Source organism: Salmonella sp. 32070601201500089SM (genome assembly GCF_017573605.1).
Lineage (GTDB): Bacteria > Pseudomonadota > Gammaproteobacteria > Enterobacterales > Enterobacteriaceae > Salmonella > Salmonella enterica.
The window spans coordinates 255,278-279,851 of sequence record NZ_JAGETK010000002.1; the positions used below are offsets into that span (position 1 = coordinate 255,278).

Here is a 24,574-nt window from a genome sequence, read left to right on the forward strand (position 1 = left end):
CTTCGGGGGCGGCAGCAAGGAGAAAATGATGCGTAACATTATTACCCCCGCTGTATTGAGTACAATGATCCCCCAGGAATTCGAAGACTGGCGCGACGGCGGCGAAGACCTGCGCCGTGAACTGACCCACGCCGCGATGCGTGACCTGACATGTCCCGCAGGCTGGGACATGAACGGCGAATATCGCAGTGAGTTTGGTGGTTTTTTCCCGGTGCAGATCCGTTTCACGCCATCCCGCGGCAATTTCAGCCTGGCGGTATGCAGTCCCGGGGATATCAGCCCGTCCTGGATGGTGGTCTTTATTCCGGTCAGCGGTCGCCCGTTCTCTGTTATCCGCACGCTGCCAGCTTGGTCGCCGGAGGTTATCACGCATACACTCAGCCTGGTGGCTCACCTTGATGCCGATGGTTACAGTCAGGCCAGCATCATCAGCGTTCTGGCGATGGAGGGGGCAGCATGATCCACTCTTCACACGCCCTGGTTACCCTGAAGCCAGCCCGTCAGGCGGCATTACAGGCCATTCTGACGGTGGAAGAATCCCGCCGCCGTGGAGCACGTCTGCCCGCCCTGCCACATGCGCGTACTTTTTTGCGCGTGCTGAGCGGCAGCAGCCGGATTAACACGACAGTGGCACAGCGTATTCCCGGCCTGAACTGGGAGCCGAAGAACCGGCTGACCAGCCTGAAACAGGTGGAAGAGGCGCTGGACCGCCTCATCTCCAGCCACGGGGAGTATTGCCCGCTACCACTCTCCGTGGATGTGCAGGCCGAACTGTTCCCGGAGGTGATACACGCGCGCACAGATCGCCGGATGCAGCGTGAGAAAATCGCCTTTAACCGCAAAATGCGCCGGGAGGAAAAAGCGCTGGAACATGCCTGGCTGCTGCGCCAGAACCTGCTGGGGCAGGCCATGACGGAGCTTAACTTTCAGTCGCCGGAAACCGTCAATGCCTGGTATACGCGCTGGGCTGACGAGTTTGACGCGCGGGAGCTGGCGCAGGGGTTCTGGCAGTGGCGGACGCGGTTTACCTCGCTGACGTCGCTGGACTGGCTGCGCGACAGTGATGAGCCGCTGTACAACGTGATGTATGAAATCTGGTTCATCGTCCGGGAAAACCCGGTATATGTGCGCGAGGCCGAACGTTGGCAGGTACCCAACAAGCTGACGAACCGGAGGCCCGGGCGACTTTCCTGATAAAGTCCGTCTGGAAACGCAGACCGCCCGGCTGATGGATCAGCTGGAGGTACAAATCCGGCTCATCCCGGTGGCAACGCCGCCATTGCAGCAAAAAGTGGATGAAATAGCACAGATGCTTCACCTGATGGCGCAGTTTGCCGGAACTGAACTCAGGAAGTGACCCGGATGGCGGGGAATATCCCCGCCCCGTTATCGAAAGGAGATATCATGCGTAACTTTGAATCTACTGAAAGATGGTGGAAAAAATGAAAAGCCAGCTGGTAGCCGCTGCTGATCGTGCGGCCATGAGTGTCGCGTATGGTCAGGAAGCCGCAGATCATTACGGTATTCAGTATGGTTTTATCCGGTCTGTACGTGACTGGATCACCGGCTTCACCGAGGGGATTAAAGGGGAGCGTTGTTGAATAACACCCGCTTTTGTTACTTGAGTGTTAACGGAAATGGCGGTGTCTCCGGTCACTGCTTTTTCTTCAGAATTTTTTCATTAATTATATAAGGAATACGTTATGAGACTCGCTTCCCGTTTTGGTAGACAGAATTCCATTCGTCGTGAGAGTCCTTTGGCTGACGCTGAATTAATGCAGACTGTGCCTTCAGTTTTTTCCGGAGACAAACATGAATCCCGGAGCGAACGTTATACTTATATTCCAACCATTAATATCATCAACAGGTTACGTGAGGAAGGTTTTCAGTCGTTCTTTGCCTGCCAGAGTCGTGTACGTGATTTAAGTCGCCGGGAATACAGTAAACATATGCTGCGTTTTCGTCGTGAATGACAGATTAATGGGAAAGAGGTTCCGGAAATTATTTTGCTCAATTCTCATGACGGTTCGTCAAGTTATCAGATGGTTCCCGGGCTGTTCAGATTTATCTGTACAAATGGACTGGTATGCGGATCATTTTGGTGAAATACGTGTGCCACACAAGGGAGATATTGTTGGGCAGGTGATTGAGGGGGATTATGAGGTTATGGGGATCTTCGATAAAGCCACCGAAAATATGGAGTCAATGAAGTCAGTGATAATTAATCAGGATGAGCAATATCTGTTTGGTAAAGCGGCACTGACTGTCAGATATGAGGACGAAAATAAAATCCCTGTTTCTCCTGAATAAATAATTACTCCACGTCGTCGGGAAGATAAACAAAATGACCTGTGGACAACATATCAGCGTGTACAGAAGAATATGATGAAGAGTGGGTTACCCGGCAGGAATGCCCCGGAAAAAATACCCGGATCAGGGCAGTTACCGGTATTAATGGTGATATCCGGTTAAACAAGGCGCTGTGGATGATTGCTGAACAGTTTCGTGAATGTAAGTCATAATAACATAAGTAAAGCCCCGAAAATTTTTCGGGGCTTTACTTATGTTATTCTTCCCGGACATTGTCAGATTGTCTGTAACATCCCATTTTAATCAACAGACTTCATCGTTTTCTGTCATTTATGTGCCAGCGATAAAAACGGATCTGACAGGGTGGAAGAAGATATGATAACGGGTTCCCGTTTCGCGGGATTCCGGGCAGTCAGTATTACATTTCTGTGTTTATTCCATTCTGCTATGCGGCATAAAAAATATATGGGTTTCGGTTGATAATATTATCCCTTCTTCTGCTTGCCGGATACAAAAAGGGGATCATCGGGCGGGAGTCTGCCTGGTTTTACTTTGTTTCATCGCGATCCAGATTCGGTGTACATCAGTCGCATAGTCCAGACGACGCGCATCCTGAAGGGGAGTCTTTTTAAATCCGACGTTGTACGCTCCGACTGCTGTCCAGGATACCCCCCACTTTCTGAATGCGATTGCCAGATAATAAGCTCCGGTGTAAATATTCAGGCAGGGATCGGAGACAAGTTGTTCCGGTTTTATTCCATAACGAGCCAGTTCTTTAAAGTGCTGAGAGTCAACCTGCATTAATCCCGAGCCATATCCCGTAACCGGGTTAATACCGACGGCATTAACCCGGTTACGGGATTCCTTCCATGAAATCGCCCGCAGTAAATCCGGATCTATTTTATAGTCTCTCCCGGCCAGATCAAAACAGTCAGCGGCATGGACTACCGTGCTCATTAATACCAGGAGGACAGACAGGAGCCATTTATACATTAATTTGCCTCTTGCGTAGTCATCCGGTAATAACTTAACCCACTCCAGCTCCATACTCAACAAATTTGCCGTCCTCACCACCAAAAGCACCACACCCCACGCAAAATTAAAATTTTGCTGATTTGTTTTTAGTAACAGTGAGTTATGTTCATAATAATGTAATTTAATTTATTTTAAAGTATTAAATAGCGGTGCAGGCACGTCGCCGGCACCGCTATGACGACGCTATATAGGGGTAGTACTGACTATTTTTATAAAAAACATTGCATTATATCAGGGGCGCTGCTAGCGTCGCTGTGCCTGTTTTTAAGTAACCCCCCTGGGGGCGCTGCCAGGGGTGTTACCCCTTACAGAGTGCTCCTGAATCCGGAGTTTATAATGTTCTTATTTGTTGCGGAAAAAAAAGGTGATAGTGAATGGCTAAAGTCAATGTATATATAAGTAATGAGGTTCGCAATAAAATAACTGCTATTGTGGAAAAACGACGCCAAGAAGGGGCGAGAGATAAAGATATCAGTTTTTCTGGTACATCTTCGATGTTGCTGGAATTAGGGCTTCGTGTCTATGAGGCACAAATGGAGCGTAAGGAGTCGCCATTTAATCAGACAGAATTCAATAAAGTATTACTTGAAAATGTACTTAAAACACAGTCATCCGTAGCCAAAATTTTAGGTATAGGATCTCTCAGCCCTCATGTCGCCGGAAATCCAAAATTTGAATATGCAAATATGGTTGAAGATATCAAAGAAAAAGTATCTTCAGAGATGGAAAGATTTTTCCATGAAAATGAAGAATAATAGCGGGATTAAATTCTGATTTACTTTAAATAAAAGTATGTTGATCTATAAAAATATAGTGACAAATTAAGTCTAAAAACAATATAGTGTCTTTGTAGTTAACGCTACGTTAAAAAATTAAGTTAAATCGCCGATGCAGGGAGTTCTCACCTCCCTGCATCGACTGTCCATAGAATCCTTTAGGGAGGTTCCTATGTGTCCGACGGATCGTAGAGAAAGAACACTCGCCAGTCAATCTGTAAATAAATACATTCTGAGTATTCAGGAGATCTATAAAAACTCACCAGTTCCTGTTTGCGTCCGTAATCAAAGTCGGAAAATCCTTTACGCAAATGGGGCCTTTATTGAACTCTTCTCTAAAGAGGATCAGCCTCTTTCCGGAGAAAGTTATAATCGTTATCAGGTTGAAGTTTTTCTGTCATCCCTGGAACTTGAATGTCAGTCGCTTGGACATGGAGCTGCTTTTTGCCGGCGTTTTAATTTTCATGGGGAAATTTATCAGATAAGAATGGAGAATATCTCATTCGATAATAATGAGGTAATTGTGTTGTGGCAGATAAATTTATTTCCAGATCATCCATTTTTTTCTCCTGACACAAAAAGTAAAAATTTGTCTATCTCAGGAAATGAATCATTCTGGAACGAACTGTCTCCCGGTACTTTGCTTGTTTTTTCTTTTTATACATTAGGAGTTAGTCACGCAAATATAGCTAAAGAATTAGGTATTACTATCAGAGCATCAGAAGACAGAATCAAACCTGTTAAACGTAAAATTAAAAGGAATTATGAATCTTTCGACTCATTCAGAATATCATGTATTTCTAAAGGTAAAATAATGTCATTGATAGATATTATTCGTGAATTTTATTGTGTTAAATAAATGTAAATTAAGGCGCGCCATTTTTGGCGTGTTTTTTTTTGCCGTTTTCCGTGTAATCATAAGTTTATTAGTCGTGTAAGCAGAGGTGAATTTGTGAGGAGGAGAAACGCAAGAGAGGGGATAAGTCGAACTGTCTCAGTGTATCTCGATGAAGATACGAATAACCGTCTTATCAGGGCTAAAGATCGGAGTGGAAGAAGTAAAACAATAGAAGTTCAGATTCGTCTGAGGGACCATCTGAAGCGATATCCGGATTTCTATAATGAAGAAATTTTCAGGGAGGTAATTGAAGAAACAGAGTCCACATTTAAAGAGATTTAACTTTCGTATTTATAGTTGATATTACTCAAAAGAGGAACCATATGAGCGCTATTTTAAGTGTTCAGGGTGCTTCTGCGCCCGTTAAAAAGAAATCGTTTTTTTCTGAGTTCACACGTCTGAACCTGCTGAAACTTGCCCGCGCAGTGATCCCGGCGGCAGTGCTGATGTTCTTTTTCCCGCAACTGGCAATGGCTGCCGGCGGTTCGCAGGACCTGATGGCCAGCGGTAACGGTACGGTTAAGGCGACATTTGGTAAGGATTCCAGCGCCGTCAAGTGGGTTATTCTCGCGGAAGTGCTGGTCGGTGCCGTGATGTACATGATGACCAAGAACGTCAAGTTCCTGGCGGGTTTTGCCATCATCTCGGTCTTTATTGCCGTTGGTATGGCTGTCGTCGGCCTCTGACAGGAAATAAGACCATGTCGGGAGACGAGAATAAACTCAGGAAATATCGTTTCCCGGAAACACTGACCAACCAGAGCCGCTGGTTTGGCCTGCCGGTGGATGAATTAATTCCTGCTGCTGTCTGTATTGGCTGGGGATTAATGACATCAAAACAACTTTTCGGCATCAGCGCTGCGGTTCTGGTTTATTTCGGGATAAGAAAACTGAAAAAAGGACGGGGAAGCTCCTGGCTGCGTGACCTGATTTACTGGTATATGCCGACAGCCCTCCTTCGCGGTATTTTTCATAACGTTCCCGATTCGTGTTTCCGGCAGTGGATTAAGTAATCATTATTCCGGGATGAGTATATGGAACACGGCGCCCGTTTAAGTACCAGCCGCGTACTGGCGATAAGTTTTATTTTTATGGCCCTGCTGATTGTGCTCAGTCTGGCCGTGAATGTCATTCAGGGTATTAATAACTACCGGCTGCAGAATGAGCAACGCACGGCGGTCACTCCTATGGGATTTAACGCGCCCTTTGCGGTGTCACAGAACAGTGCCGATGCCTCTTATTTACAGCAGATGGCACTGTCGTTTATTGCCCTGCGTCTGAATGTGTCGTCAGAGCGTGGCGGCCGCAGACCTGGGCACCTGGGGCGATCTGTGGCCGGTACAGGAGCCGGACATGCTGGCGGTGATTATGCACCGGCTGGAAGCCCTGCAGCAGTCCGGTGAGATGGGCCGCCGGATGTGGGGACTGAACCTGTCCCGGCATACGCATATCCGCCAGTCTGCGATTAACCGGCTGTGGGGATGGGCGGTTATCGCGCAGTCCGGATATTTTCTGGCGGGATTTCCGTGGTATGAAGGGAATATTCTGTTTGCCTTTGCGGTGACCGCGCAGGCGCTGAAGTGGTGTGAGCAGCGCTGCCTGTTTCACTCTGCGGCCGCGCTGTTACTGCTGACGGCGTGGATACCCCTGTCCGGAACCAGCTACGGCGTTGCCGGCGTGCTGGTGCTGGTCATCTGTTACCGGCTGTACCGGATCACAGATACTGAAGAACATCTGGCGCTTGCGGCCTGCCTGGTGGTGGCCGTCCCCGCGCTGAATCTGGTCACCAGTGATGCCGCGGCGGTGGCAGGACTTCTGGTGACCGGGCTGACGGTATGGCTTGTTTCGCTGACAGGCAAATCACGGCCCCCGTTCTGGCCGGCTGATTTTTTCCCGGTATTCTACACCTGCCATCTGGCTGCCCTGGGCGTTCTGGCGATGTGACGGGTGTGGTATCTTTGGCGGTATGAGCAGGATTTGGCAGGGGCAGCATACAGCATGACTGAGCAGAAACGACCGGTACTGACACTGAAACGGAAAACGGATGGGGAAGCGCCGGCCCGCAGCCGCAAAACCATTATTAACGTCACCACGCCCCCGAAGTGGAAGGTGAAGAAACAGCAACTGGCTGACAGGGCTGTCCGGGAAGCGTCACTGGCAGAAAAAAAAGCCCGGGCAAGAAAAGATCTGTCCATCTACCTGCGATTTCAGTCAGTGGAGGAAGCGGTCAGCACGCTGAAACCCTGGTGGCCGGGGCTGTTTGACGGCGACACGCCCCGTCTTTTCGCCTGTGGCGTGCGTGAGGCGCTGTTTGAGGACGCCTCCAGGCGTGGTATCCCGCTGTCACACAAAAAGATAATCCGTGCGCTGAAAGCGATTGCCCGTTCTGAAGCATATCTCAGCGCGATGAAAGCCGGGGCCTGCCGATATGACACGGAAGGGTATGTGACGGAGCATATTACCGTGGAGGAAGAACAGTACGCGCTGGCGCGACTGGCAAAGGTCCGGGCGCAGAACGCCAGAAAAGCGGAACTCCGCGCGGTGCTGGCGCAGACGGTCTGAACCGGAGAAGCCCAGTATAATGAGTGAACGGATGAAACAGAAAGATCGTCTGTACGGCGTGGCACCGGCCTTACCCCGATGCTGCAGGCTGTGAAGCTAGGCCGCAGGTCCGCTATGTGTTTAAGTACTGGCCCACATTTGTACAGCAGTGGGAAAACTCGCTGAAAGCCGCACAGAAGGGGCTGGAAATCTGGAAATCAGCGAGGGCGGATGCCTGGCTTGCGTATCACAACGGTATTTTTGCCACCAGTCATTATGAAGGCGCGCTCACCAGTGAAGATATCAGTAGTGCGGCGGCCGCCGTCCTGAAAGGGCATAAAATCAGGGGTGGAAACGTGAACACGAAAAGCATACTGGATGCCAGTAACCGACTGGCACATACGCTTGCGTTGCAGGGCTCGCCGGTGATGATAATGATGCCGGTTAAGAAGGCCACGGAGAAGAACGTGACAGTGATACCGGGCGGCGCGGGACAGGAAACTCTGGAAAACGCGGCCGTGCTGATTCTGGCCGGGATGGAGCGTAATGATCGTGCCACCACTAGGGAAGGCAATAACAATTTATCCTGACGCCTCCGCCGCTCGCGTCGTTGTCCAGCCCCGGCAATCCGGGAAAAACGAGCGACGGTCGCCACACCGAAGTGGGATCGTTTAACTATTCCCGTGCAGCAGACCGTTCGAATTCGGAGAACGTGCTGTCGTCTGGGATGACTCAGTCCTAGCCCGCAGCTACCTGAACCACTGGACATCCCGCTGGGCGCAGGGAACGGACTGGAAACAGACGTACTGACATCCCAGGAAACGATCTTGAAACGTAAACCGTGCGCCAACACAGGTTACGTTCATAAAGTAAGTCGCTGATTTTAGAAATCTGTAGTATTCTCTGCAAACGATCTAGGTTTGATCCTTGAGGAGACAGAGATGTCGCAGATTGAAAATGCAGTAACTTCCTCATCGAAACGCATTTACAGAAAGGGTAATCCCTTATCTTCCGCTGAGAAGAAGAGATTATCTATTTCACGAAAAAAGACGACGCATAAAGAGCTCAATGTTTTCATACAAAACATACATAAAGAAAGCTTGCAGCAGCTTTGTGAAGAGACTGGAACTACTCAGGCTCAAATGATTGAGCTACTAATTGAACGGGAAATGGCTAAAAGAGCCTGAGATAAGAAGGTGAATGAGTAACTTTCTTGATCGTCTCGTCAGTGAGTGTTAGATTGCTGATCGTCTAAAGAATTTTGATGGCTGGCCACGCCGTAAGGTGGCAGGGAACTGGTTCTGATGAGGTGTCTACCCGGGACCAGAAAAGCAAAAACCCCGATAATCTTCTCATTTCTTGGCGGGAACGAAAGATTAACGGGGCCTACTTAAACTGTATAGCCACCAATCAGGCTATGCAGGGAGTATAGTTTTATGCTCAGAAAATTTCAATACTTGTTTCTGTGGCATTTACTCCTTCCGTGCATTGTAAGTGCAGGCAGAAGTGACTGACACCCGAACACTGTTCACTCATTACCGACAGGTCAAAAATCCGAATCCGGAATTCACGCCGAGAGAAGGGAAAAAGACCCTGCCGTTCTGTCGTAAGCTGATGGCGAAAGCCGAAGGGTTCACGTCCCGTTTTGATTTTTCCGTCCATGTGGCGTTCGTTCGTTCGCTGGGAAAGCGTCACCGGATGCCGCCTTTGCTGCGCCGTCGTGCCATCGATGCGCTGCTTCAGGGGTTGTGCTTCCATTATGATCCACTGGCCAACCGTGTACAGAGATCCATCACCAATCTGGCTATAGAGTGCGGTCTGGCCACTGAGTCAAAAAGTGGTAATCTGTCCATCACCCGCGCCACACGGGCGCTGAAGTTTATGGCAGAGCTGGGGCTGATTACCTACCAGACCGAGTACGATCCGCAGATTGGCTGCAACATCCCGACCGATATCACCTTCACGCCGGCACTGTTCTCCGCGCTCGACGTTTCTGACGTGGCTGTTATGGCCGCCCGCTGCAGTCGTGTCGAATGGGAAAATCAGCAGCGCAAAAAGCAGAATCTGGAGCCACTGGAGATGGACGAACTGATAGCGAAAGCCTGGCGATTTGTGCGCGAACGGTTCCGCAGCTACCAGTCTGAACGTAAACTGCACGGACTGAAACGCGCCCGGGCGCGGCGTGACGCGGACAGAACCCGTAAGGACATCGAAACACTGGTGAAACAGCAGCTGACGCGGGAATACGCCAGCGGACGCTTTACCGGCGGGCTTGATGCCATGAAGCGGGAGCTGCAGCGGCGCGTGAAAGAGCGCATGATGATGTCGCGGGGCAAAAACTACACGCGACTGACCATGGCCACCGTCCCCATATAACCCACCAGATTATGAAAATCCGGCTGACGTCGGAGGATTTTGTACGTCTGTCGCCGGGCGCCGCCTGTTTTCTGCGCGGAACGCTCGTTCTTCCTGCTAAAATATCTCTCATTCTGCTGCCAGAATGGCCAGAAATGTTCCCGCCTGAGTCATTTCCGGTCGCAATATTCAGTTACTCACAAATAACTGCAAGGGACCTTTCCATAAAGTTACAACCGATATACTGACAAAGCGCCAGGCGACCTGATTTCAAAGTGCGTGGTTTCCTTTAAACCCCAGATCTGTACTTCTTTTAAATACATAATCTTTCTCTCTTATAAATAAATAACCTGTTCATCACCTGCCCTGTGGACAGGTTCCAGAGGAGAATGCCCGCCCTTGCAGCGGACTCACGTCCGCGCCGGTTCGGAAACAACATTAGTACCTCCCGTCGCGATGCGCCGGGCCCCGGTCATGCAAATAGTTACAACATCCAAAATCCTGACCAACGAAACCGAAGCAAAAACCTGATATCCAGCCCATTCCCACCACTGAAAAGCGCCGCCGCCCCGGCCCAAAGGGCCGGAATGGAGTCGCTTTTAATAATGAATGATGTAACTAAATTACTGAGTGGCGTTATGTCCCGTCTGGCTTTGCAGGGCGATGGCCCACTGCGTGAACCATCACCCCGCCAGCATGGTATTTTATATGCAGTTGTCAACCACTGAATCGGAACCCACGCCGCTGGCGCGGGACCCCACGATTCAGCAGTTGACAATTTTATCTACCGTGACGTCATACGTTCCTTTTGCTCCATCCCCTGAACGTAACAGGAGCCACTCAGAACCGTTTTAAACAGAAAGTACCAGCAAAGCAGAAAAAATTGCCCAGAACGCGCTACAAACTCAATTCCCATGAGTCTGCCGTGGTCGTGGTGTCGGGCCTGGACGGCGGGAGGAAGGTGATGTCGCTGCGCCGGGGACACTATGGCCTGCGAAGGGATATTCCCCAGGCGGAGGGGATAGCCTCAGATGACCGGGACACGCTGTGGATAGTCAGTGAACCGAATCTGTTTTACCGTTTCACCCGCACGGCTGCGTCCTGAGGATGAGGCGGCGTTACGGGTGTGCAGGAGCAGAATGCACACCTTCTGTCATAACACAATGAACTTACAGTTTTGTCCGTTGTTATCGACACGGTTCATTCGCATATTGTGGTGCGCTTAACCCACGCCGGGCGATTTATACTGGCTGCCTACTGCGGATAAACCACATCAAAGACCACCGTCGCATCAATATTCCCCTCCGGGGAGTTCGTCGGGATATCCGTCACCGGACGAAGCTCACACCTGTTCGGGGCGGTGGGGGAGATGCAGAAGGCATCACTTTTTGCCCCCGTCAGCTTCACCCGCTGTCCGCCATTCTCCAGCCAGAACAGCGGACCATTAGTTGACGCCTGACCGTTCACCCGCATCATGACGCTGTCACTCCCCCCCTGCAGCGTTCCCGTGGTGCTCCTTGCCGTCAGGGCCGTCTTCACTGCCGTGCTCCCCCTGCAGTCCACGGTGACGGTAGCCGGCCAGGTTCAGGTTGCTGTTCCCCAGACGTTGCGAGAAGCGCATCTCATAGCGTGATTTTGTGTTGTAGCGGGTATACCGGTCCGTGCTGTAGAAGTCCGCGAATTCCACATACCCCTTACTCTGGTAACGGTAGGCCAGCAGCTGCAGGTCCGAGCTGTCAGAGAAGCTTTTGGCATACTTGGCGCTGACGCTGTGCCCGCGCTTGTTGTCCCCGTTGTCGTATTTCGCCTGTGACAGGTTCATCCCGGCAGACACGGCGCCGAAGCCCCCCAGGGCCTGCGTCACGCTCACCCCGCCGGCCTGGTATTTACCGTGCAGGATGGAGGCGGCATTCAGCGTGGTGGAGTCAAAGCCGTACCCCACGCTTCCCATCCAGAACGTGCCGCTTTCACCGTCCCGGAACGGTTTTTTCAGCTGATAGTTACTGGACTTGCGACCGGCCGCCACGTTGTATTCAATCTCCCCGGGACGCAGCAGCGTCGGCAGGGTGGTGACCGGATAGACGGTGGTGGTTTTGTGGCCGGACGCATCCTCCACGGTCACCACCAGGTCACCGTTCCCCACGGAGCGGACATCATCCAGCTGGTACGGGCCGGGCGGCACCACTTTTGAGTACACGGTGTACCCGTTCTGGCTGATGGTGACGCGGGAGGTGGAGTTTGCCACCCCGGTGATAAGCGGGGCATACCCGCGGGCCTCCCACGGCAGCATGTTACTGTTGGAGCGCAGTGCCGCCCCGTAAAAGCCGAAATCAGAGAACAGGGCGCTGCGGGTCTGGGATTTACCGAGCAGCAGGTCCCCCTGCACCTGGCTGATGGCGGTGGACAGCGTGATATCCCGGGCGGTGAACTCACCGGAGCCGTCAGCGTACCGGGATGCGCTCATGTTACTGGCCAGCACCCAGCGGCCAAGGTTGACCATCAGGTCGGCATTCGCATAGGCACTGGTGCTTTGCCCGGACGTCTGCGAGGCGTTGGCGGAGTACTTCAGGCGCGCCGCCGGCACGCCGTAGTCCCAGCGGCTGGGGTCCGTTTTACCGACCAGGAACGACTGGGGAATACTGAACACCAGGCTCTGGGAGCCATAGCTGAAGTCCACCCTGGTATAGGGGTTGCGGCTGAGGACATAGCACTGCCCGGCAGCATTCAGCGTGGAGGCATACCCCTCCAGGCGGACAGGAACCCCGGCAGCTTTCAGCCACTCCGGCGACAGGCACAGGGCGTTTGCTGACTCTTCCTGTGGCGTAATGGATAAACGGGCCTTACCCACGTTTTCCTGGTTAACAATGACGTCGACATAATACTGTCCGGCCGGAAAATCCGAACCGGATTTTAATACGGAGGGAATGGCGCCCATTCCCTGCAGGAAATCCAGGTTAAGCTCTGAGTCAGTACTGGCAAAAGACAGGTGAGAAAATAAGGCGAGACTCAGCGCCGACAGTTTAAATACCCGGTGATGAAATGACACAACAACCCCCTGACTCAGACAGTCCCTCTCCGGAGGAAATTGCACGGAAAATACAATTTCCTGTTAAACAGGTAATAACGGAATGCAGGATGGCGGGATGAATATACAGGTGCTGTCCCGGCCTGCAATCAGCGATATAAAAACAACGAACAAGGTAATTAAATGCGGCGCACCGCCGTACGCCGCGTCATTTAAATAAAATATGTAAGGTTCTGCTTACGGGTGATTACTTGTAAGTCACCGCGAAAGATGCCACAGATTTGAAGTCACCTTCAGTCTGGCCACCCTTCAGTTTTGCAGTGAACTTTAGGCCGTCGGTGGTCAGGTTAGCGCCGTCGAAGTCAACTGAACTGGCGTTAGCATTTACAGCACCCGGTGCTTTGGAGTTCACGCTGTCAACCAGTACCTTGGCATCAGCAGCTGTACCGCTGGTTGCCCCGAAGCCTTCACCATCCAGGGCAGCAGAAGCCCAGGTGATAGTGGCCGTTTTCTGAGCCAGGTTTCCACAAGCCTGTGCGGTCGGGTCAGCCGGCTTCATGGCGAACTCAACAGCATTACCCGTCTGGTTAGCCTGAACGGTACCCAGCTGAACAACCTGGTTCGGCTGAGCTGCGCCGTTGACAGAAGTGGTCAGGTCACAGGTCGTGGCGCTCACTGACCCCAGGAAAGTCACTTCATTGGCAGCGTGTGCAGTCCCGCCCAGAACACCCAGTGCAATAATGGAAGCAATAATGCTCTTTTTCATGTATATAACCTCTTGAATTTAATTTTTTGACTTTCACAAAATGAAAATACACATTCACATTTTCCAGCATGGCTGGCTTTATTCCTTCCCGGACAGGGCAGAAATAAAGTCAGCCATGACGTGACGGCGTAAAAATCCTGAGTTGTCATCCGACATATTTAATAACCGCTCTGTAAAACAGGCGCGCAAATACGCATCTGAATTAAATTCAGTGTCTGTTATCTGTTTTTAATACCTGGCGGAAGCTGTCCTTCAGTCCGTGAACAACACAGACTTATGAATAGTAAACAACCATCTGCGCTGCGGCCTGACTGATACGTGACAGGCGGTTCAGACTGGTACTGAAATACCCGTTGTTCACTTCATAGCGTTCACAGACATCCTTTCTGGACACACCAAAAACAAGGTAGTCTCTGAGTGCCTGAATAATCTTCTCGCTGTGAATGGATGATATACCGATGAGTAACCAGAAATGTTCCTCATTTACTTTTGCAGGTATCAGCGCCCCTCTTCTTATTCTGGCCAGCATGATTTCTTTGCCCAAATAATAATCAGCATCTTTTCTATTCAGCATCATTGGATTATCTCCGGCTCAATCTGGTGTTGTGACAGAAAATTTCCAAAGGAAACAAACTTTATGCCGGGAATTATATACAGATGTTTGTTTTGAAAAAGATCATTTTTGCGATCTTTTCTACCATACAAACAAAACAAACAAGAATATACCACCAAAAAATCAAAAAAAAAGTAGGGCAAGAATCTATTTTCCATACAAAATTCAGCATAAAAGATCGCAACAACACAAAAAATCAAAATATCTGCAATGCAAATCTTTTTGCACATGAAAAGACATATATCAAAAAAGAAAAAATAAATATAAACTTTCAAAAATATAAAAATCAGCCACACCAGGATTAGAAAAAACATAATAAAAATAAGTTCTTAACATCCGTGAAATTATTATGTAATGCTTCGGGCTGTGAGATTATCCGGATGTATCTTTGCCTCCGGTGGCTTTAGGCAGGGCACTCCGTAAGAGATGAAAAAAATCACGGCAACCTTCACGCTAAAACAGAGAAGTAAGAACCAGGCCTCGTGTATTGCTCTGTAATGTTTATGCTCTCCGGGGGTAAGAGCCTCCCATGAAAGCACCCACTGGATAAAGTTTATCCATCGGATGTAATCAGGAAAAAGGAGCAAATACCCTGTCGCTTAGTTTCGCTTAAGGTTTAGTTAAGATTTGCTCATTAAGTTTTCCAGGAATTTTTTTCAGGGAAAACAGAAATGAAAAAAACTTTAATCACTCTTATTATTACCACTCTTTCTTTCAGTTCGCTTGCCCGGCAAACGGACATTGTTTCTTCCGTAGAGCAGCCCGGGTATGTTCAGGGAGGATTTACAGGCCCGGCCCCCACCCAGACATCGGTTTCACAGGCTAAAAAACAGTGGGATGATGCGTGGGTGGTACTGGAAGGCAACATTATCAGGCAAGTCGGTCACGAGCTTTATGAATTCCGTGACAGCAGCGGTACTGTTTATGTGGACATCGATAACAAATACTGGATGGGTCAAACAGCCTCGCCTGCGGATAAGGTTCATATTGAAGGAGAAGTGGATCGGGACTGGGATGGTATAAAGATAGATGTAAAAAATATCCGGGTAATGAAGTAATACCGGAGTTTAAGAACAAGTCGTATATCCAGACTAACTGTATCCATAACCAGTGCGGGCGCTGTCTGAAAAAACACAGGCACGACGCGAGTGCCCGCCAAAAGATGAGGTTCGTCTGGTCCCGCTAACAGATATAAGCTATGTCAGGCAGATAGAGAGCTGGGTGATCACCCCCGTCCCAGCCGCACAGATCCTCCGGATACTCCCGTCCTGACATGACAACGTCACTCACCACAGCTTATATAAGCTGTGGTGAGTAAATCTTCCCTGAGATAAGCTGTAGTGAGTTAAATAAACTGTAGCAGGCAACATAAGCTGTAGTGAGCATATTACGATACATGGAGGGAGAACGACGGATTCACAGGGCTCCTGCAGTAACAGGAATGCCATTCTGAAAAGTTTGTGGATCAGGGATATGCTTCCGGTATGGGCTGCTCTCATCACTGCTTATATAAGCTGTAGTGAGCAGAACACTCACCAGAGGCAGTAATATAAGCTGTAATAAGTAAACAGTAGTGGATAACTCACTACAGATTATGTTCAGCGGGATTTGAAGAGTTTCTCCAGGTCATCAAGTGTGATGCCCAGTTTATCAAGAAGCGCAAGTTTTTCAGCCATCTCCGGACTGACGTCACCCGGTGTGGCTGGCAGTTGCGGGTTCTCCACACTCTCATCATGAGGTGGCTTTAACTTGGGCCGGCGGTAGTGAATACAGAAGAGTTTTGTGCGCCCACGCTGGATCTCAGTGTAATCCAGATAGCCAATCTCCCGGAGCTGCTCCATGGCACGCCTCACCGTCTGGTTCTGCGAGAACACAGGGGATTTCAGGTTCAGACGGGCCCGTAGACGCGCCAGTGATATCGGCGCCGGATCCCGCGGCAGACTCTCTATAAAGGTATAAAGAGCCTGAGCGGACTCCCGGCGCTTCAGGGCATTGATGGCCTTGAGCTGCAGCAGCACTTTCCGGTCAAACTGGTAGAGTTCAAAGAGGCGCGGATCGGCTTGCAGCTGAACGATATCTTTTTCCGTATCATAGTAAGCCGACTGTACCAGATGCGTAATGTACTCTTTGGTGTGCTTCTCCGTTGTGCGGGAAAACGAGATCACAGTACCCGCGATACGCTTAAGTGAAGGACTGATACGTTCCCGGAGCTTCCGGGATGACTGACTGGAGGGGATCCCACAGAGTTTGGCGAATTCGACAAACGGCAGCTCAACTTTATCGCCAATAACTTTATGTCGGGCAAAGGAATGGATCACCCCTACCCAGGTCTTGAAGTCATTATCCATATCCAGGCGGGGACCGGTGATCTCCACTTTATCAAACCCCTCGGCCCTGGCGAGAGACAGACGCGTCAGTTCTTCCGACGCATCAGTACGCGAAAGTGTGTTCTTTTTGCGGTTTTTCAGTGACTTAAGCGTAGGAACAAATACTCCAAGCCGCATCAGAGCTACAGGCTGCACGGTATTACTGGCATTAGGAGTGAGATTTACGATTTCACCGGAGGATTTATCCACCTCTTCAAACAACTTTTTTATGTCCAGATTGTCCTTGTCCAGAGCGCCTCCGATCGGTGGATAGTTTAAGAATAAAAGCAGCCACTGTTTTCATGTTATAGCCTGAAAGGTGCTAAACAACTGGCTTCAGCTTATACACAGCCCTGAAGAAGTTTCAGGGGAACATACTCACTGTAGTTTATATTACTAACTCATTACAGTATATCCTTTGCATAATACAGCTTATTGTTTACCAGTTACAGCTTATGATTAACATGCTACAGTTTAGGTGATCATCCTCCAGGCCCAGTACTGACGCGGCCTTTAGAAGAGTCGGGATCTTCTTTTGATCTAACAGGGATCGTTGTAAGGATCTTATTACTGGATCGAGTGACTGTATATGTGGATAACCTGCTGACCGACAAGGTGATTCGTATAGTTTTTCAATAATCACTTGCTGTGACTCCAGTGCGTATCTGCTTCCTTTAACTTCTGTTTTTTTGCGCTTCCTCGCCGGTTCCCGGGCTTATTCCCGGTCAAACTCTTCCTGACTTATTAATTGCCAGCGAATAAGGTGAAGTCGCATTTCTCTTATCTGGTGTATTGTGAATCCTGTACGGACCAGCAGTGTTTTCAAAGCTGAGGAAGTATCTTCTTCGTATGAAGCTGCTGAGAGGGAGAAGGCCTCTGGTTTTCTCGCAAAACATGCAGCAACCGCGCCAGTGCCGGCAGTAACCGGAGTGTCTCCCCGGGAGTTACAACGGCCTGCAGATCTGTTTCTGTCAGGCCGGTGAGTCCCTGTTTCTGAAATTCAGCATCCATCTGCCGGAACCATCATTGTGGATCAGCAGTTACAGTTTAATTCCTCCTAACGGGAACTGAACGAGCTTTATTTCAATATTCGCGAACAACCGTGGGAACCTGGACCAGGATTGCTCGTCATGAATATGACAAACATGCCAGCTGAACCACTTATTTTCCAGTCGGGTACGCAAAGCGCAGGGTTAGAACTGGTTAATATTTATTTCTGGATTTTCAGGCAATTTATGGAAGAGAAGGAATTAACCAAGCCTCTTGCGCGCCTTGTTTATACCAATCTTAAGACTGCCAGAACAGACAGCGTTTCCCTGCAGTCAGTTGGAAAACGTTTTGAGGCATCTTTTGAAAATTAACCTGAGCCTACAGCAGAGAAAAATGGCTCAGGTACGTGAACTGCATGAATTAGAAGAGGCCAGACGTAAGCCATATATGATGTCCAAATAACTCTTTTAATACCGGTTATATATTTACGTTTACCTGTCCCCTCTCAGGGACAGGTAGTTGATCCAGTTTGCAGACGGCGATTTCTGAATCTCTTTGTGTCATGTAATGACGTCAGGAAATCCAGGACTTTATCATTGCTATCCGTCGCCAAGTCATGCAGGAACAGAAAAAATTTCCCTTCATTATCTGCCAGATGCGAATCGAGATAACCTAACAACCACTTTGCATGCCTCAAAATATGACGTTGTTCCCGTTGCAGACGCTTTAACGGAAGGCGTGTCGTCATTTTATCCAGTTTTTGAGTCTCCTGAGAGAGTTTCTGCTGCATGATTCTCAGTTCTGATTTAAGCGCCTGAGCGGGGGCGCTCCGGCTGAATAACCTCGCGGTATCGGTCAGTGTATTTACCATCATTCTGTGGACCTTTTGGCACAGATCCCTGGAAGTCTGATATTTCTTAAAGTAATAGCGGGTATAAACGCCCACTCCGGATAATGCAGTTGAGATAAATGGAACGAGTAATGCTGTGTTCATAAAAATCTCCTTATAAGTAGGTGGAATGGCCACGTGATGTGGACGACGGATGAAATATAACCCACTTTAGCAATTTGTGCTATATATTTTTGCAAAAAGTGCTAACTTCAATTTCGTGTATTGATTTATGTTTTGTTCTGTGGTTCATGTATTTTGTATCTTCCTCTGTCACCTGAGATCCGGAAAAAGGTAGAGTAGGATCTTCCGGAAACGCACCGGCGCGCAGTAACCCTTCGACACAAGATGTAGTGGATCTTTCAGCTGCTGTTGCTACCAGATGTTGTGTTATGAACCTTCCCTGTGAGCCGGCGCGCAGGGGCAGAAAAGACCGCTTTGCTTATTCCCTGACCGTGGTACACTTCCGGAAAGTCGTGAATAGACAAAAAATCGGATCACCTGAAAATAGCCGTCCTGTAATTCCGTTACGTTTTTATAAGTTGGATTGTAATTGCATGTGGTTAAAGTTTCATTATGAAAAAGATGAGTGATTTACTAATAGCGTGATAACAGTATGCGTTTTAAGGATTGAAAACATGCATCAGTAAAATGCACGAGAAAATACATATAAGAGATATGTAGATAATGGCGGCGAACAGTTAACTCAGTCACTATAAGCTGGTTAACAGTATTCACAATGCGTGGCAGATTTTTGCTTCATCGGAATGTATACTTAATTGCATACCTGAAGTATGTAAAAAAGAGGTGAATCATGAAGCAGCGAATTACAGTGACAGTGGACAGCGACAGCTATCAGCTGCTCAAGGCATACGACGTGAATATCTCCGGTCTGGTCAGTACGACCATGCAGAACGAAGCCCGCCGTCTGCGAGCCGAACGCTGGCAGGAAGAAAATCGGGAAGGTATGGCTGAGGTGGCCAGCTTTATAGAGGCTAACGGATCGTTTGCTGACGACAACAGGAACTGGTGATATGCAGTTTAAGGTTTACACCTGTAAAAGGGAGAGTCGCTACCGGCTGTTTGTGGACGTGCAGAGCGACATCATTGACACCCCCGGACGGCGGATGGCTGTCCCGCTGGTCAGCGCCCGTCTGCTGTCGGAAAAGGTTCCCCGCGATCTTTACCCGGTGATGCATATCGGGGATGAGCCTTACCGCCTGCTGACCACGGATATGACCAGTGTGCCGGCCACCGTCATCGGGGAAGAGGTGGCCGATCTCAGCCTCCGGGAGAACGATATCAAAAACGCCATTAACCTGATGTTCCGGGGGATCTGATATGCGTGTCAGCGAACAGGTGCTGCTCAGTAGTCTACGTCAGGGCGGCTGTGTGCGGAGTTTCTGGCGCCGCTCCGCCAGACTGGCGGGTACGCCCTCTCCGATCGTTCCGGACGGGCTTGTGCTGGAAACCCCCGGTGAACGCGGGGATACCCCACTCTGTCATGTGGATTTTGCGGTGGTACAGAAGTGGCTGGTCTGCGAGGAAACCTGGACACAGACCCTCGGGGGAACGGAGTTCGGCGGGACGGTCTGGCGACTGCGTACTGACAGGGAGAACACCACCTCATGACACGGTCACGCATCTGTCCGGATACTGAATCCACCGGTCTCAGTCCGGCATCGGATGCCCTGCCGGTCAGGGAGACGACAGAACAGTTTGCACAGGTCTTTTTCGGAAAATCCGTGTCCCTGCTGACGCCGGAAGAGCGGTTCACGACGGTGTACGCCGGCTCCCGGGATATACCTGCGGATTTGCATCCGGCGAGCTGGTTTCCGGCCGACACCTGGTTTCGTAACGAACTTCGCGCCTGCGCGGCCTATGTCGGACGTCGTCAGGGCTGGCCACTGTATCACGCTTCAGAAGCGGAACGGCTGCGCGCACTCTATCCGCTACGGCTCGCCACGCCCGCGACCGATCCGGGAAAACAATTGCTGACCCGTACGGCGCTGCTGAAAGCGGGTTACTCACGTGCCACGATTGCGGCCATGACACCGGTGGCCGAACGGCAGAACCGTCACAGCGGCGACTGGTATCCTTTATACAGGGTTCAGACTGAAACCAGAGATGACTCCGGGGAAAAAACATGATGTCCCGGAAGATTTCACTTAACGGAAAGAGGACATGAGTCAGCCACCGTTACCTGCTGTCTGTACGCAGGCAGCGTCCGCCCTGCTGCCGGTGGCCATTGATTACCCGGCGGCCCTCGCACTGCGCCAGATGGCAATGCAGCATGACGACTACCCGAAATATCTGCTGGCACCGGAGGTAAGTGCCCTGCTCCACTACGTCCCTGATCTGCATCGCAGGATGCTGCTGGCCACTCTATGGAATACCGGCGCACGGATTAACGAGGCGCTGGCCCTGACACGGGGAGACTTTTCGCTGGCACCACCTTATCCGTTTGTGCAGCTGGCCACTCTGAAACAGCGGGCGGAAAAGGCGGCCAGAACGGCAGGACGGATGCCGTCCGGCAGCCAGCCCCACCGCCTGGTGCCGCTTTCTGATAACCAGTATGTCAGCGAACTGCAGATGATGGTGGCCACGCTGAAAATCCCGCTGGAGCGTCGTAACAGACGTACCGGCAGAACGGAAAAGGCGCGCCTCTGGGAGATCACCGACCGGACGGTCCGTACCTGGATTGGGGAGGCGGTTGAGGCCGCAGCGGCTGACGACGTGACGTTCTCAGTCCCGGTGACACCCCATACATTCCGCCACTCCTATGCGATGCACATGCTGTACGCCGGCATACCGCTGAAGGTGCTGCAGGCGCTGATGGGACACAAATCGGTGAGCTCGACGGAAGTGTACACGAAAGTGTTTGCGCTTGATGTTGCCGCACGACACCGGGTGCAGTTTCAGATGCCGGGTGCTGATGCAGTGGCTATGCTCAAAGGAGGTTCATAGAGACGTGTATGCATTTTTCAGCCTTTCGCCTGCAACAGGCCATCCGGAACCGGGAGTTTACGCCGTTTTATCAGCCCATTGTCTGCGCCACAGGAGGGGAGGTGGTGGGCTGCGAAATGCTGGCCCGCTGGCTGCATCCGCAGAAGGGCCTGCTGAGCGCCGGGAACTTTATTCCCGCCATTGAAGCCACCGGCCTCGGCGGAGCGCTGCTGCGCGGACTGGCCGACGAGGTCTGCGGGGACGGGCAGGACCTTGCCCGCAGTGCCGGCCGCAGGCTGATGATGACGCTGAATCTCAGCCTGAGCCTGGTTATGACGCCGCTTTTCCGTCCGCACCTGCTGGCCCTCAGCATCCGGCTGGAGCAGGCCGGCATGACCCCCGTCTTTGAAATCACCGAGCGGGAAGATATCCGCGCCTTTCCTCAGGCGGCGGTATTCCGCCAGCTTGCCGCCGGGGGGCTGCGGTTCGCCGTGGACGACTTCGGCACCGGTCATGCCGGTCCCGCCAGCACGGTGGCTGATCGGATGATTGCGCGCACCGTCAGTCTGGCCCGGTGCCAGGGGGCCCGGGTCATTGCCGAAGGTATCGAGACCCCGGCGCAGGCGGCGCGCCTGCGGGACGCGGGGGGCGATTACCTGCAGGGCTGGCACTGCGGCGCCCCGATGCCCTTCGGGCTGTTTCATTTCCGGCTGACGCAAAAAAGCCAGCCGGCCTTTGGTTAAGTTATGCGCACAGGAGTCATTTCTATGAACCAGCCGTTGTTATTCCGGACCGTTGCCGGCAGGCAGAGCAACCATGAAGGGTTTTACATGCCCCCGGGCATCCGCCATCTGGGCACCCTGTCCCTGTACCGGGCCGTGGCCTGGTGGGGGCTGTTTCTGGGCCGGGAGTTTACCCGCGATGACGTCAGCGAGGCGTTCAGCATTGAGCCCCGCCGTGCCAGCGGTATCCTCAATTACATCTGTAACCGTCACAATGACGACGACATTTGCTTTGATTCCCGCCTGCACCCCGTGCGGGGAGGCCGCGCCCAGCTCGTGGTGCGTATCCGGGCAGTGGAATCCCGCCCGGACACCATCCGCCGGCAGCGGACAGACCGGCCGGGCGGGAAGGTGAGTGACCGGCAGTATGACCGCCAGATGGCGCACTGGCTGCTGTCCCGCCCGGCCGGCGGTGATACGGCAAAACTAGCCGCCTGGCAGGCAGCCTGCCCGGTCCGGGAGGCATCATGCTGATTATCGTCAGTGACTGTCAGTTTACCCGCCTGGCGCTGACGCGCCTGCTCGCACATCTGGACCCCGTGAACATGAGTGTTGCCCGGTGGTTACAGACCGCGCCGCCGGCAGGCAGCCATGTGCTGCTGGCGGCCTCTCCCGGCATGCTGGCATCGCTGGTCCCGGCCTGCCATCACGCCAGGACATCACTGTCCCTGAAACTGGCGCTGCTGGGCTCAGGAGGACAGGCTGTCTTCCTGAACACCCTCGGTCTCAGGCCGGACTGCCTGCTGCCGCGCACCGCCTCCGCGACTCAGCTGAAGGCCGCGGTCAGCAGCTGGCTGCGCCGTGCGCGGGGCTGGCGGCAGGCGACGACGGAGAGTCTCTCCCTGCGCGAGCGACAGGCGCTGTGTGCCACGCTCGCCGGCCTCTCCGCGCGCACGGCGCCCGGCTCGGCATCAGCCCCAAAACCTTTTACGGCCATCGCCGCAGCGCGCTGAACCGCCTGGAGCTGCTGGCCAATCCGGTGATCGGCCTGCCTGACCCTGCGGCGCACTACAGCATGATGCTCCACCCGGGGTCGCCGCCCTTTTTCAGCAGCCGGACGACCGGCGCCGGTAGCCACAACGTTTCTGCACATCACCCCGTGCACCTTCCGGTAACACACCGTTCTCATTATACGGACATGACACTATGAAATTATCCTCCTGTACTCCCCGGCGTGGACGGGGTGTACCTGGGCCACATTGTGGCTGCAGGCCACCACACCGCTGGTTTTAACGCTCACGCCGGCCATGACGGCCCGGGCGGACATCGCGTCCCGGATCGGGCAGAGCCCGTTCTCTGCCGACCGGGATGCCGCCCTCGCCGGGATCCGGACCGTGCCTTATACCCTGAAAAAGGGGGAGACGGTGGCGCAGGCGCACGGCCTGACCGTCCCACAGCTGAAAAAACTGAACGGGCTCCGCACTTTCGCCCGCGGCTTTGACCACCTGCAGGCCGGCGACGAGCTTGACGTGCCGGCGGTCCCGCTGACCGGCGGGAAAGGTGACAATAACCGCCATGACGCCCGCGGTCCGTTTGCTGCTGACCGGGAAAATGAGGACGCGCAGGCGCAGCAGATGGCCGGCATGGCCTCACAGGCCGGCAGCTTCCTCGCCAGCCATCCGGACGGTCAGGCCGCCGCCGGGATGGTTACCGTCACTTCCGGCCGTCTGACATGCTCGGGGCGAACATCTTCCTCGACTATGACCTCTCCCGCGACCACGCCCGCGCCGGCTTCGGCGGCGAATACTGGCGCGACTTCCTTAAGCTTTCCGCCAACGCCTATGTCGGCCTGACCGGCTGGAAAACCTCCCCGGATGTGGAGGACTACGAAGAGCGTCCGGCCAGCGGCTGGGACCTGCGTGCTGAAGGCTACCTGCCGTCGTACCCGCAGCTCGGGGCGAAGATGGTGTATGAGCAGTATTACGGAAATGAAGTGGGCCTGTTCGGGAAGGATGAGCGGCAGAAGAACCCGCACGCCCTGACCGCCGGGGTCAGCTGGACTCCGGTGCCGCTGCTGAAGCTCAGCGCGGAGCAGCGCGCCGGCAAGGCCGGGGAGCATGACACCCGCTTCGGGGCAGAAGCGAGTTACCGCATTGGTGACAGCCTGCGCAGCCAGCTGGATCCGGATGCCGTGGGCGCCCTGCGCAGCCTGGCGGGCAGCCGCTACGACCTGACTGACCGTAACAATGACATTATCCTCGAGTACCGTAAGCAGGAGGTGACGTGCCAGTAATTTCACGATGCAATTGTGCTTCAATCACCGGGATTTTCGGGATTCTGACC

The 24,574-nt window shown here is 52.2% G+C and carries 32 protein-coding genes and 10 pseudogenes; 33 read left to right on the forward strand and 9 right to left on the reverse strand.

The features are described 5' to 3' along the window. Nucleotides 1–25: 25 nt before the first annotated feature. The 5 genes and pseudogenes from psiB (at nt 26) to J4728_RS04715 (ending at nt 2,522) form a co-directional block, all read left to right on the forward strand. Nucleotides 26–460, forward strand: coding sequence for a conjugation system SOS inhibitor PsiB (gene psiB, locus J4728_RS04700; protein WP_010999943.1), 435 nt, complete (start codon nt 26–28; stop codon nt 458–460). Further along, entirely contained in the window at nt 457–1,194 is a 738-nt protein-coding gene (locus J4728_RS04705; RefSeq protein WP_208211331.1) for a plasmid SOS inhibition protein A, read from the forward strand. Before psiB ends, J4728_RS04705 begins: the two co-directional genes overlap by 4 nt. Nucleotides 1,195–1,228: 34 nt before the next feature. After that, a complete protein-coding gene (locus J4728_RS24085; protein ID WP_000372430.1) occupies nt 1,229–1,357 on the forward strand; it encodes a hypothetical protein in 129 nt (42 codons plus the stop codon). A gap of 85 nt (nt 1,358–1,442) precedes the next feature. Then, nucleotides 1,443–1,601, forward strand: coding sequence for a hypothetical protein (locus J4728_RS04710; protein ID WP_001704449.1), 159 nt, complete (start codon nt 1,443–1,445; stop codon nt 1,599–1,601). A 102-nt stretch (nt 1,602–1,703) separates the two neighbouring features. Then, nucleotides 1,704–2,522, forward strand: a pseudogene (locus J4728_RS04715) (DUF932 domain-containing protein). Nucleotides 2,523–2,832: 310 nt separating this feature from the next. Here the strand turns inward: J4728_RS04715 and J4728_RS04720 are convergent. Continuing rightward, nucleotides 2,833–3,303: a transglycosylase SLT domain-containing protein gene (locus J4728_RS04720; RefSeq protein ID WP_208211332.1), complete on the reverse strand. Its 471-nt coding sequence runs from the start codon at nt 3,301–3,303 to the stop codon at nt 2,833–2,835. Nucleotides 3,304–3,719: 416 nt separating this feature from the next. Between J4728_RS04720 and traM the strand changes: the two genes are divergently transcribed. From traM to J4728_RS04775, 11 genes and pseudogenes are all read left to right on the forward strand, one after another. Further along, nucleotides 3,720–4,100 (forward strand): conjugal transfer relaxosome DNA-binding protein TraM, encoded by a 381-nt coding sequence (traM, locus tag J4728_RS04725; protein ID WP_053253587.1) that lies wholly within the window; start codon nt 3,720–3,722, stop codon nt 4,098–4,100. A gap of 193 nt (nt 4,101–4,293) precedes the next feature. Further along, nucleotides 4,294–4,980, forward strand: coding sequence for a PAS domain-containing protein (locus J4728_RS04730; RefSeq protein WP_208211334.1), 687 nt, complete (start codon nt 4,294–4,296; stop codon nt 4,978–4,980). Between the two features lie 93 nt (nt 4,981–5,073). Further along, nucleotides 5,074–5,301 carry a conjugal transfer relaxosome protein TraY gene (traY, locus tag J4728_RS04735; protein ID WP_001676655.1) on the forward strand — a complete coding sequence of 76 codons (228 nt, stop codon included), beginning with the start codon at nt 5,074–5,076 and terminating at the stop codon, nt 5,299–5,301. Between the two features lie 41 nt (nt 5,302–5,342). After that, nucleotides 5,343–5,705: a type IV conjugative transfer system pilin TraA gene (gene traA / locus J4728_RS04740; RefSeq protein ID WP_001274199.1), complete on the forward strand. Its 363-nt coding sequence runs from the start codon at nt 5,343–5,345 to the stop codon at nt 5,703–5,705. 14 nt (nt 5,706–5,719) lie between these two features. After that, the gene (gene traL, locus J4728_RS04745) at nt 5,720–6,031 is read left to right on the forward strand and encodes a type IV conjugative transfer system protein TraL (protein WP_000012129.1); all 312 of its coding nucleotides are present in this window, start codon (nt 5,720–5,722) and stop codon (nt 6,029–6,031) included. A gap of 21 nt (nt 6,032–6,052) precedes the next feature. After that, nucleotides 6,053–6,313, forward strand: a pseudogene (locus J4728_RS04750) (TraE/TraK family type IV conjugative transfer system protein); the annotation flags it as partial. Continuing rightward, nucleotides 6,300–6,962, forward strand: a complete 663-nt coding sequence (gene traX / locus J4728_RS04760; protein WP_243771245.1) for a type-F conjugative transfer system pilin acetylase TraX — start codon at nt 6,300–6,302, stop codon at nt 6,960–6,962. The pseudogene J4728_RS04750 and the gene traX, both read left to right, overlap by 14 nt. A 54-nt stretch (nt 6,963–7,016) precedes the next feature. After that, nucleotides 7,017–7,580, forward strand: a complete 564-nt coding sequence (locus J4728_RS04765; RefSeq protein WP_000139307.1) for a fertility inhibition protein FinO — start codon at nt 7,017–7,019, stop codon at nt 7,578–7,580. 116 nt (nt 7,581–7,696) lie between these two features. Continuing rightward, nucleotides 7,697–7,978, forward strand: a pseudogene (locus tag J4728_RS23830) (disulfide bond formation protein DsbA); the annotation flags it as partial. Between the two features lie 221 nt (nt 7,979–8,199). After that, nucleotides 8,200–8,369 (forward strand): annotated as a pseudogene (locus J4728_RS23835) (phospholipase); the annotation flags it as partial. 131 nt (nt 8,370–8,500) lie between these two features. After that, nucleotides 8,501–8,746 (forward strand): replication regulatory protein RepA, encoded by a 246-nt coding sequence (locus tag J4728_RS04775; protein ID WP_000078115.1) that lies wholly within the window; start codon nt 8,501–8,503, stop codon nt 8,744–8,746. Between the two features lie 38 nt (nt 8,747–8,784). Here J4728_RS04775 and J4728_RS24150 read toward each other — a convergent pair. Next, nucleotides 8,785–8,907, reverse strand: a pseudogene (locus J4728_RS24150) (replication protein RepA). Nucleotides 8,908–8,995: 88 nt separating this feature from the next. On the opposite strand from J4728_RS24150, the gene tap reads away from it, so the two are divergent. From tap to J4728_RS04790, 3 genes and pseudogenes are all read left to right on the forward strand, one after another. After that, a complete protein-coding gene (tap, locus tag J4728_RS04780; RefSeq protein WP_001541552.1) occupies nt 8,996–9,073 on the forward strand; it encodes a RepA leader peptide Tap in 78 nt (25 codons plus the stop codon). Beyond that, a complete protein-coding gene (repA, locus tag J4728_RS04785; protein ID WP_001676666.1) occupies nt 9,054–9,935 on the forward strand; it encodes an incFII family plasmid replication initiator RepA in 882 nt (293 codons plus the stop codon). The genes tap and repA overlap by 20 nt, the downstream gene beginning before the upstream one ends. An 889-nt stretch (nt 9,936–10,824) precedes the next feature. Next, nucleotides 10,825–11,019: pseudogene (locus J4728_RS04790) on the forward strand (SdiA-regulated domain-containing protein); the annotation flags it as partial. 149 nt (nt 11,020–11,168) lie between these two features. Here J4728_RS04790 and J4728_RS04795 read toward each other — a convergent pair. The 4 genes and pseudogenes from J4728_RS04795 to pefB all read right to left on the reverse strand — a co-directional run. Beyond that, a pseudogene (locus tag J4728_RS04795) lies at nt 11,169–11,492 on the reverse strand (hypothetical protein); the annotation flags it as partial. Beyond that, nucleotides 11,482–12,960 (reverse strand): annotated as a pseudogene (pefC, locus tag J4728_RS04800) (outer membrane usher protein PefC); the annotation flags it as partial. The pseudogenes J4728_RS04795 and pefC, both read right to left, overlap by 11 nt. 226 nt (nt 12,961–13,186) lie before the next feature. After that, on the reverse strand, nt 13,187–13,705 hold the full coding sequence (pefA, locus tag J4728_RS04805; RefSeq protein WP_000748207.1) for a major pilin PefA: 519 nt from the start codon (nt 13,703–13,705) through the stop codon (nt 13,187–13,189). A 274-nt stretch (nt 13,706–13,979) separates the two neighbouring features. Then, nucleotides 13,980–14,282, reverse strand: coding sequence for a transcriptional regulator PefB (pefB, locus tag J4728_RS04810; protein ID WP_000979451.1), 303 nt, complete (start codon nt 14,280–14,282; stop codon nt 13,980–13,982). Nucleotides 14,283–14,362: 80 nt separating this feature from the next. On the opposite strand from pefB, the gene J4728_RS04815 reads away from it, so the two are divergent. The 3 genes and pseudogenes from J4728_RS04815 to J4728_RS04825 form a co-directional block, all read left to right on the forward strand. Then, complete coding sequence (locus J4728_RS04815) at nt 14,363–14,623, forward strand: polysaccharide deacetylase (RefSeq protein ID WP_208211338.1); 261 nt, start codon at nt 14,363–14,365, stop codon at nt 14,621–14,623. A gap of 366 nt (nt 14,624–14,989) precedes the next feature. Continuing rightward, on the forward strand, nt 14,990–15,376 hold the full coding sequence (locus J4728_RS04820) for a YgiW/YdeI family stress tolerance OB fold protein (RefSeq protein WP_000751876.1): 387 nt from the start codon (nt 14,990–14,992) through the stop codon (nt 15,374–15,376). 52 nt (nt 15,377–15,428) lie between these two features. Beyond that, nucleotides 15,429–15,557, forward strand: a pseudogene (locus J4728_RS04825) (recombinase); the annotation flags it as partial. Nucleotides 15,558–15,916: 359 nt separating this feature from the next. Here the strand turns inward: J4728_RS04825 and J4728_RS04830 are convergent. Both J4728_RS04830 and J4728_RS04835 read right to left on the reverse strand, forming a co-directional pair. After that, complete coding sequence (locus tag J4728_RS04830; RefSeq protein ID WP_000461383.1) at nt 15,917–16,906, reverse strand: RepB family plasmid replication initiator protein; 990 nt, start codon at nt 16,904–16,906, stop codon at nt 15,917–15,919. A 493-nt stretch (nt 16,907–17,399) separates the two neighbouring features. Further along, nucleotides 17,400–17,695, reverse strand: a pseudogene (locus J4728_RS04835) (cytoplasmic protein). Nucleotides 17,696–17,814: 119 nt separating this feature from the next. Between J4728_RS04835 and J4728_RS23840 the strand changes: the two are divergent. After that, complete coding sequence (locus tag J4728_RS23840; RefSeq protein WP_001057493.1) at nt 17,815–18,045, forward strand: hypothetical protein; 231 nt, start codon at nt 17,815–17,817, stop codon at nt 18,043–18,045. Nucleotides 18,046–18,179: 134 nt separating this feature from the next. On the opposite strand, the gene J4728_RS04845 is transcribed toward J4728_RS23840, so the two are convergent. Beyond that, nucleotides 18,180–18,701, reverse strand: coding sequence for a hypothetical protein (locus J4728_RS04845; protein ID WP_208211340.1), 522 nt, complete (start codon nt 18,699–18,701; stop codon nt 18,180–18,182). A gap of 676 nt (nt 18,702–19,377) precedes the next feature. Here J4728_RS04845 and ccdA point away from each other — a divergent pair. From ccdA to J4728_RS04895, 10 genes are all read left to right on the forward strand, one after another. Next, on the forward strand, nt 19,378–19,596 hold the full coding sequence (gene ccdA / locus J4728_RS04850; RefSeq protein WP_000813641.1) for a type II toxin-antitoxin system antitoxin CcdA: 219 nt from the start codon (nt 19,378–19,380) through the stop codon (nt 19,594–19,596). A 1-nt stretch (nt 19,597) separates the two neighbouring features. Next, on the forward strand, nt 19,598–19,903 hold the full coding sequence (gene ccdB / locus J4728_RS04855; RefSeq protein ID WP_001159863.1) for a type II toxin-antitoxin system toxin CcdB: 306 nt from the start codon (nt 19,598–19,600) through the stop codon (nt 19,901–19,903). Between the two features lies 1 nt (nt 19,904). Beyond that, nucleotides 19,905–20,195: a hypothetical protein gene (locus tag J4728_RS04860; RefSeq protein ID WP_001266176.1), complete on the forward strand. Its 291-nt coding sequence runs from the start codon at nt 19,905–19,907 to the stop codon at nt 20,193–20,195. Next, entirely contained in the window at nt 20,192–20,713 is a 522-nt protein-coding gene (locus J4728_RS04865; protein ID WP_000198608.1) for a hypothetical protein, read from the forward strand. Before J4728_RS04860 ends, J4728_RS04865 begins: the two co-directional genes overlap by 4 nt. A 34-nt stretch (nt 20,714–20,747) precedes the next feature. Then, nucleotides 20,748–21,530 carry a site-specific integrase gene (locus J4728_RS04870; protein ID WP_000082169.1) on the forward strand — a complete coding sequence of 261 codons (783 nt, stop codon included), beginning with the start codon at nt 20,748–20,750 and terminating at the stop codon, nt 21,528–21,530. An 8-nt stretch (nt 21,531–21,538) separates the two neighbouring features. Further along, nucleotides 21,539–22,252, forward strand: coding sequence for an EAL domain-containing protein (locus J4728_RS04875; RefSeq protein ID WP_000545756.1), 714 nt, complete (start codon nt 21,539–21,541; stop codon nt 22,250–22,252). Nucleotides 22,253–22,255: 3 nt separating this feature from the next. Further along, entirely contained in the window at nt 22,256–22,765 is a 510-nt protein-coding gene (locus tag J4728_RS04880; RefSeq protein ID WP_001541544.1) for a CaiF/GrlA family transcriptional regulator, read from the forward strand. Continuing rightward, nucleotides 22,759–23,244 carry a membrane protein gene (locus J4728_RS04885; protein ID WP_000905606.1) on the forward strand — a complete coding sequence of 162 codons (486 nt, stop codon included), beginning with the start codon at nt 22,759–22,761 and terminating at the stop codon, nt 23,242–23,244. The genes J4728_RS04880 and J4728_RS04885 overlap by 7 nt, the downstream gene beginning before the upstream one ends. Before the next feature lie 246 nt (nt 23,245–23,490). Continuing rightward, on the forward strand, nt 23,491–24,084 hold the full coding sequence (locus J4728_RS24155; protein WP_001676645.1) for a LysM peptidoglycan-binding domain-containing protein: 594 nt from the start codon (nt 23,491–23,493) through the stop codon (nt 24,082–24,084). Continuing rightward, on the forward strand, nt 23,979–24,524 hold the full coding sequence (locus J4728_RS04895) for an inverse autotransporter beta domain-containing protein (protein WP_071591236.1): 546 nt from the start codon (nt 23,979–23,981) through the stop codon (nt 24,522–24,524). Before J4728_RS24155 ends, J4728_RS04895 begins: the two co-directional genes overlap by 106 nt. The last annotated feature ends 50 nt before the right edge of the window (nt 24,525–24,574 follow it).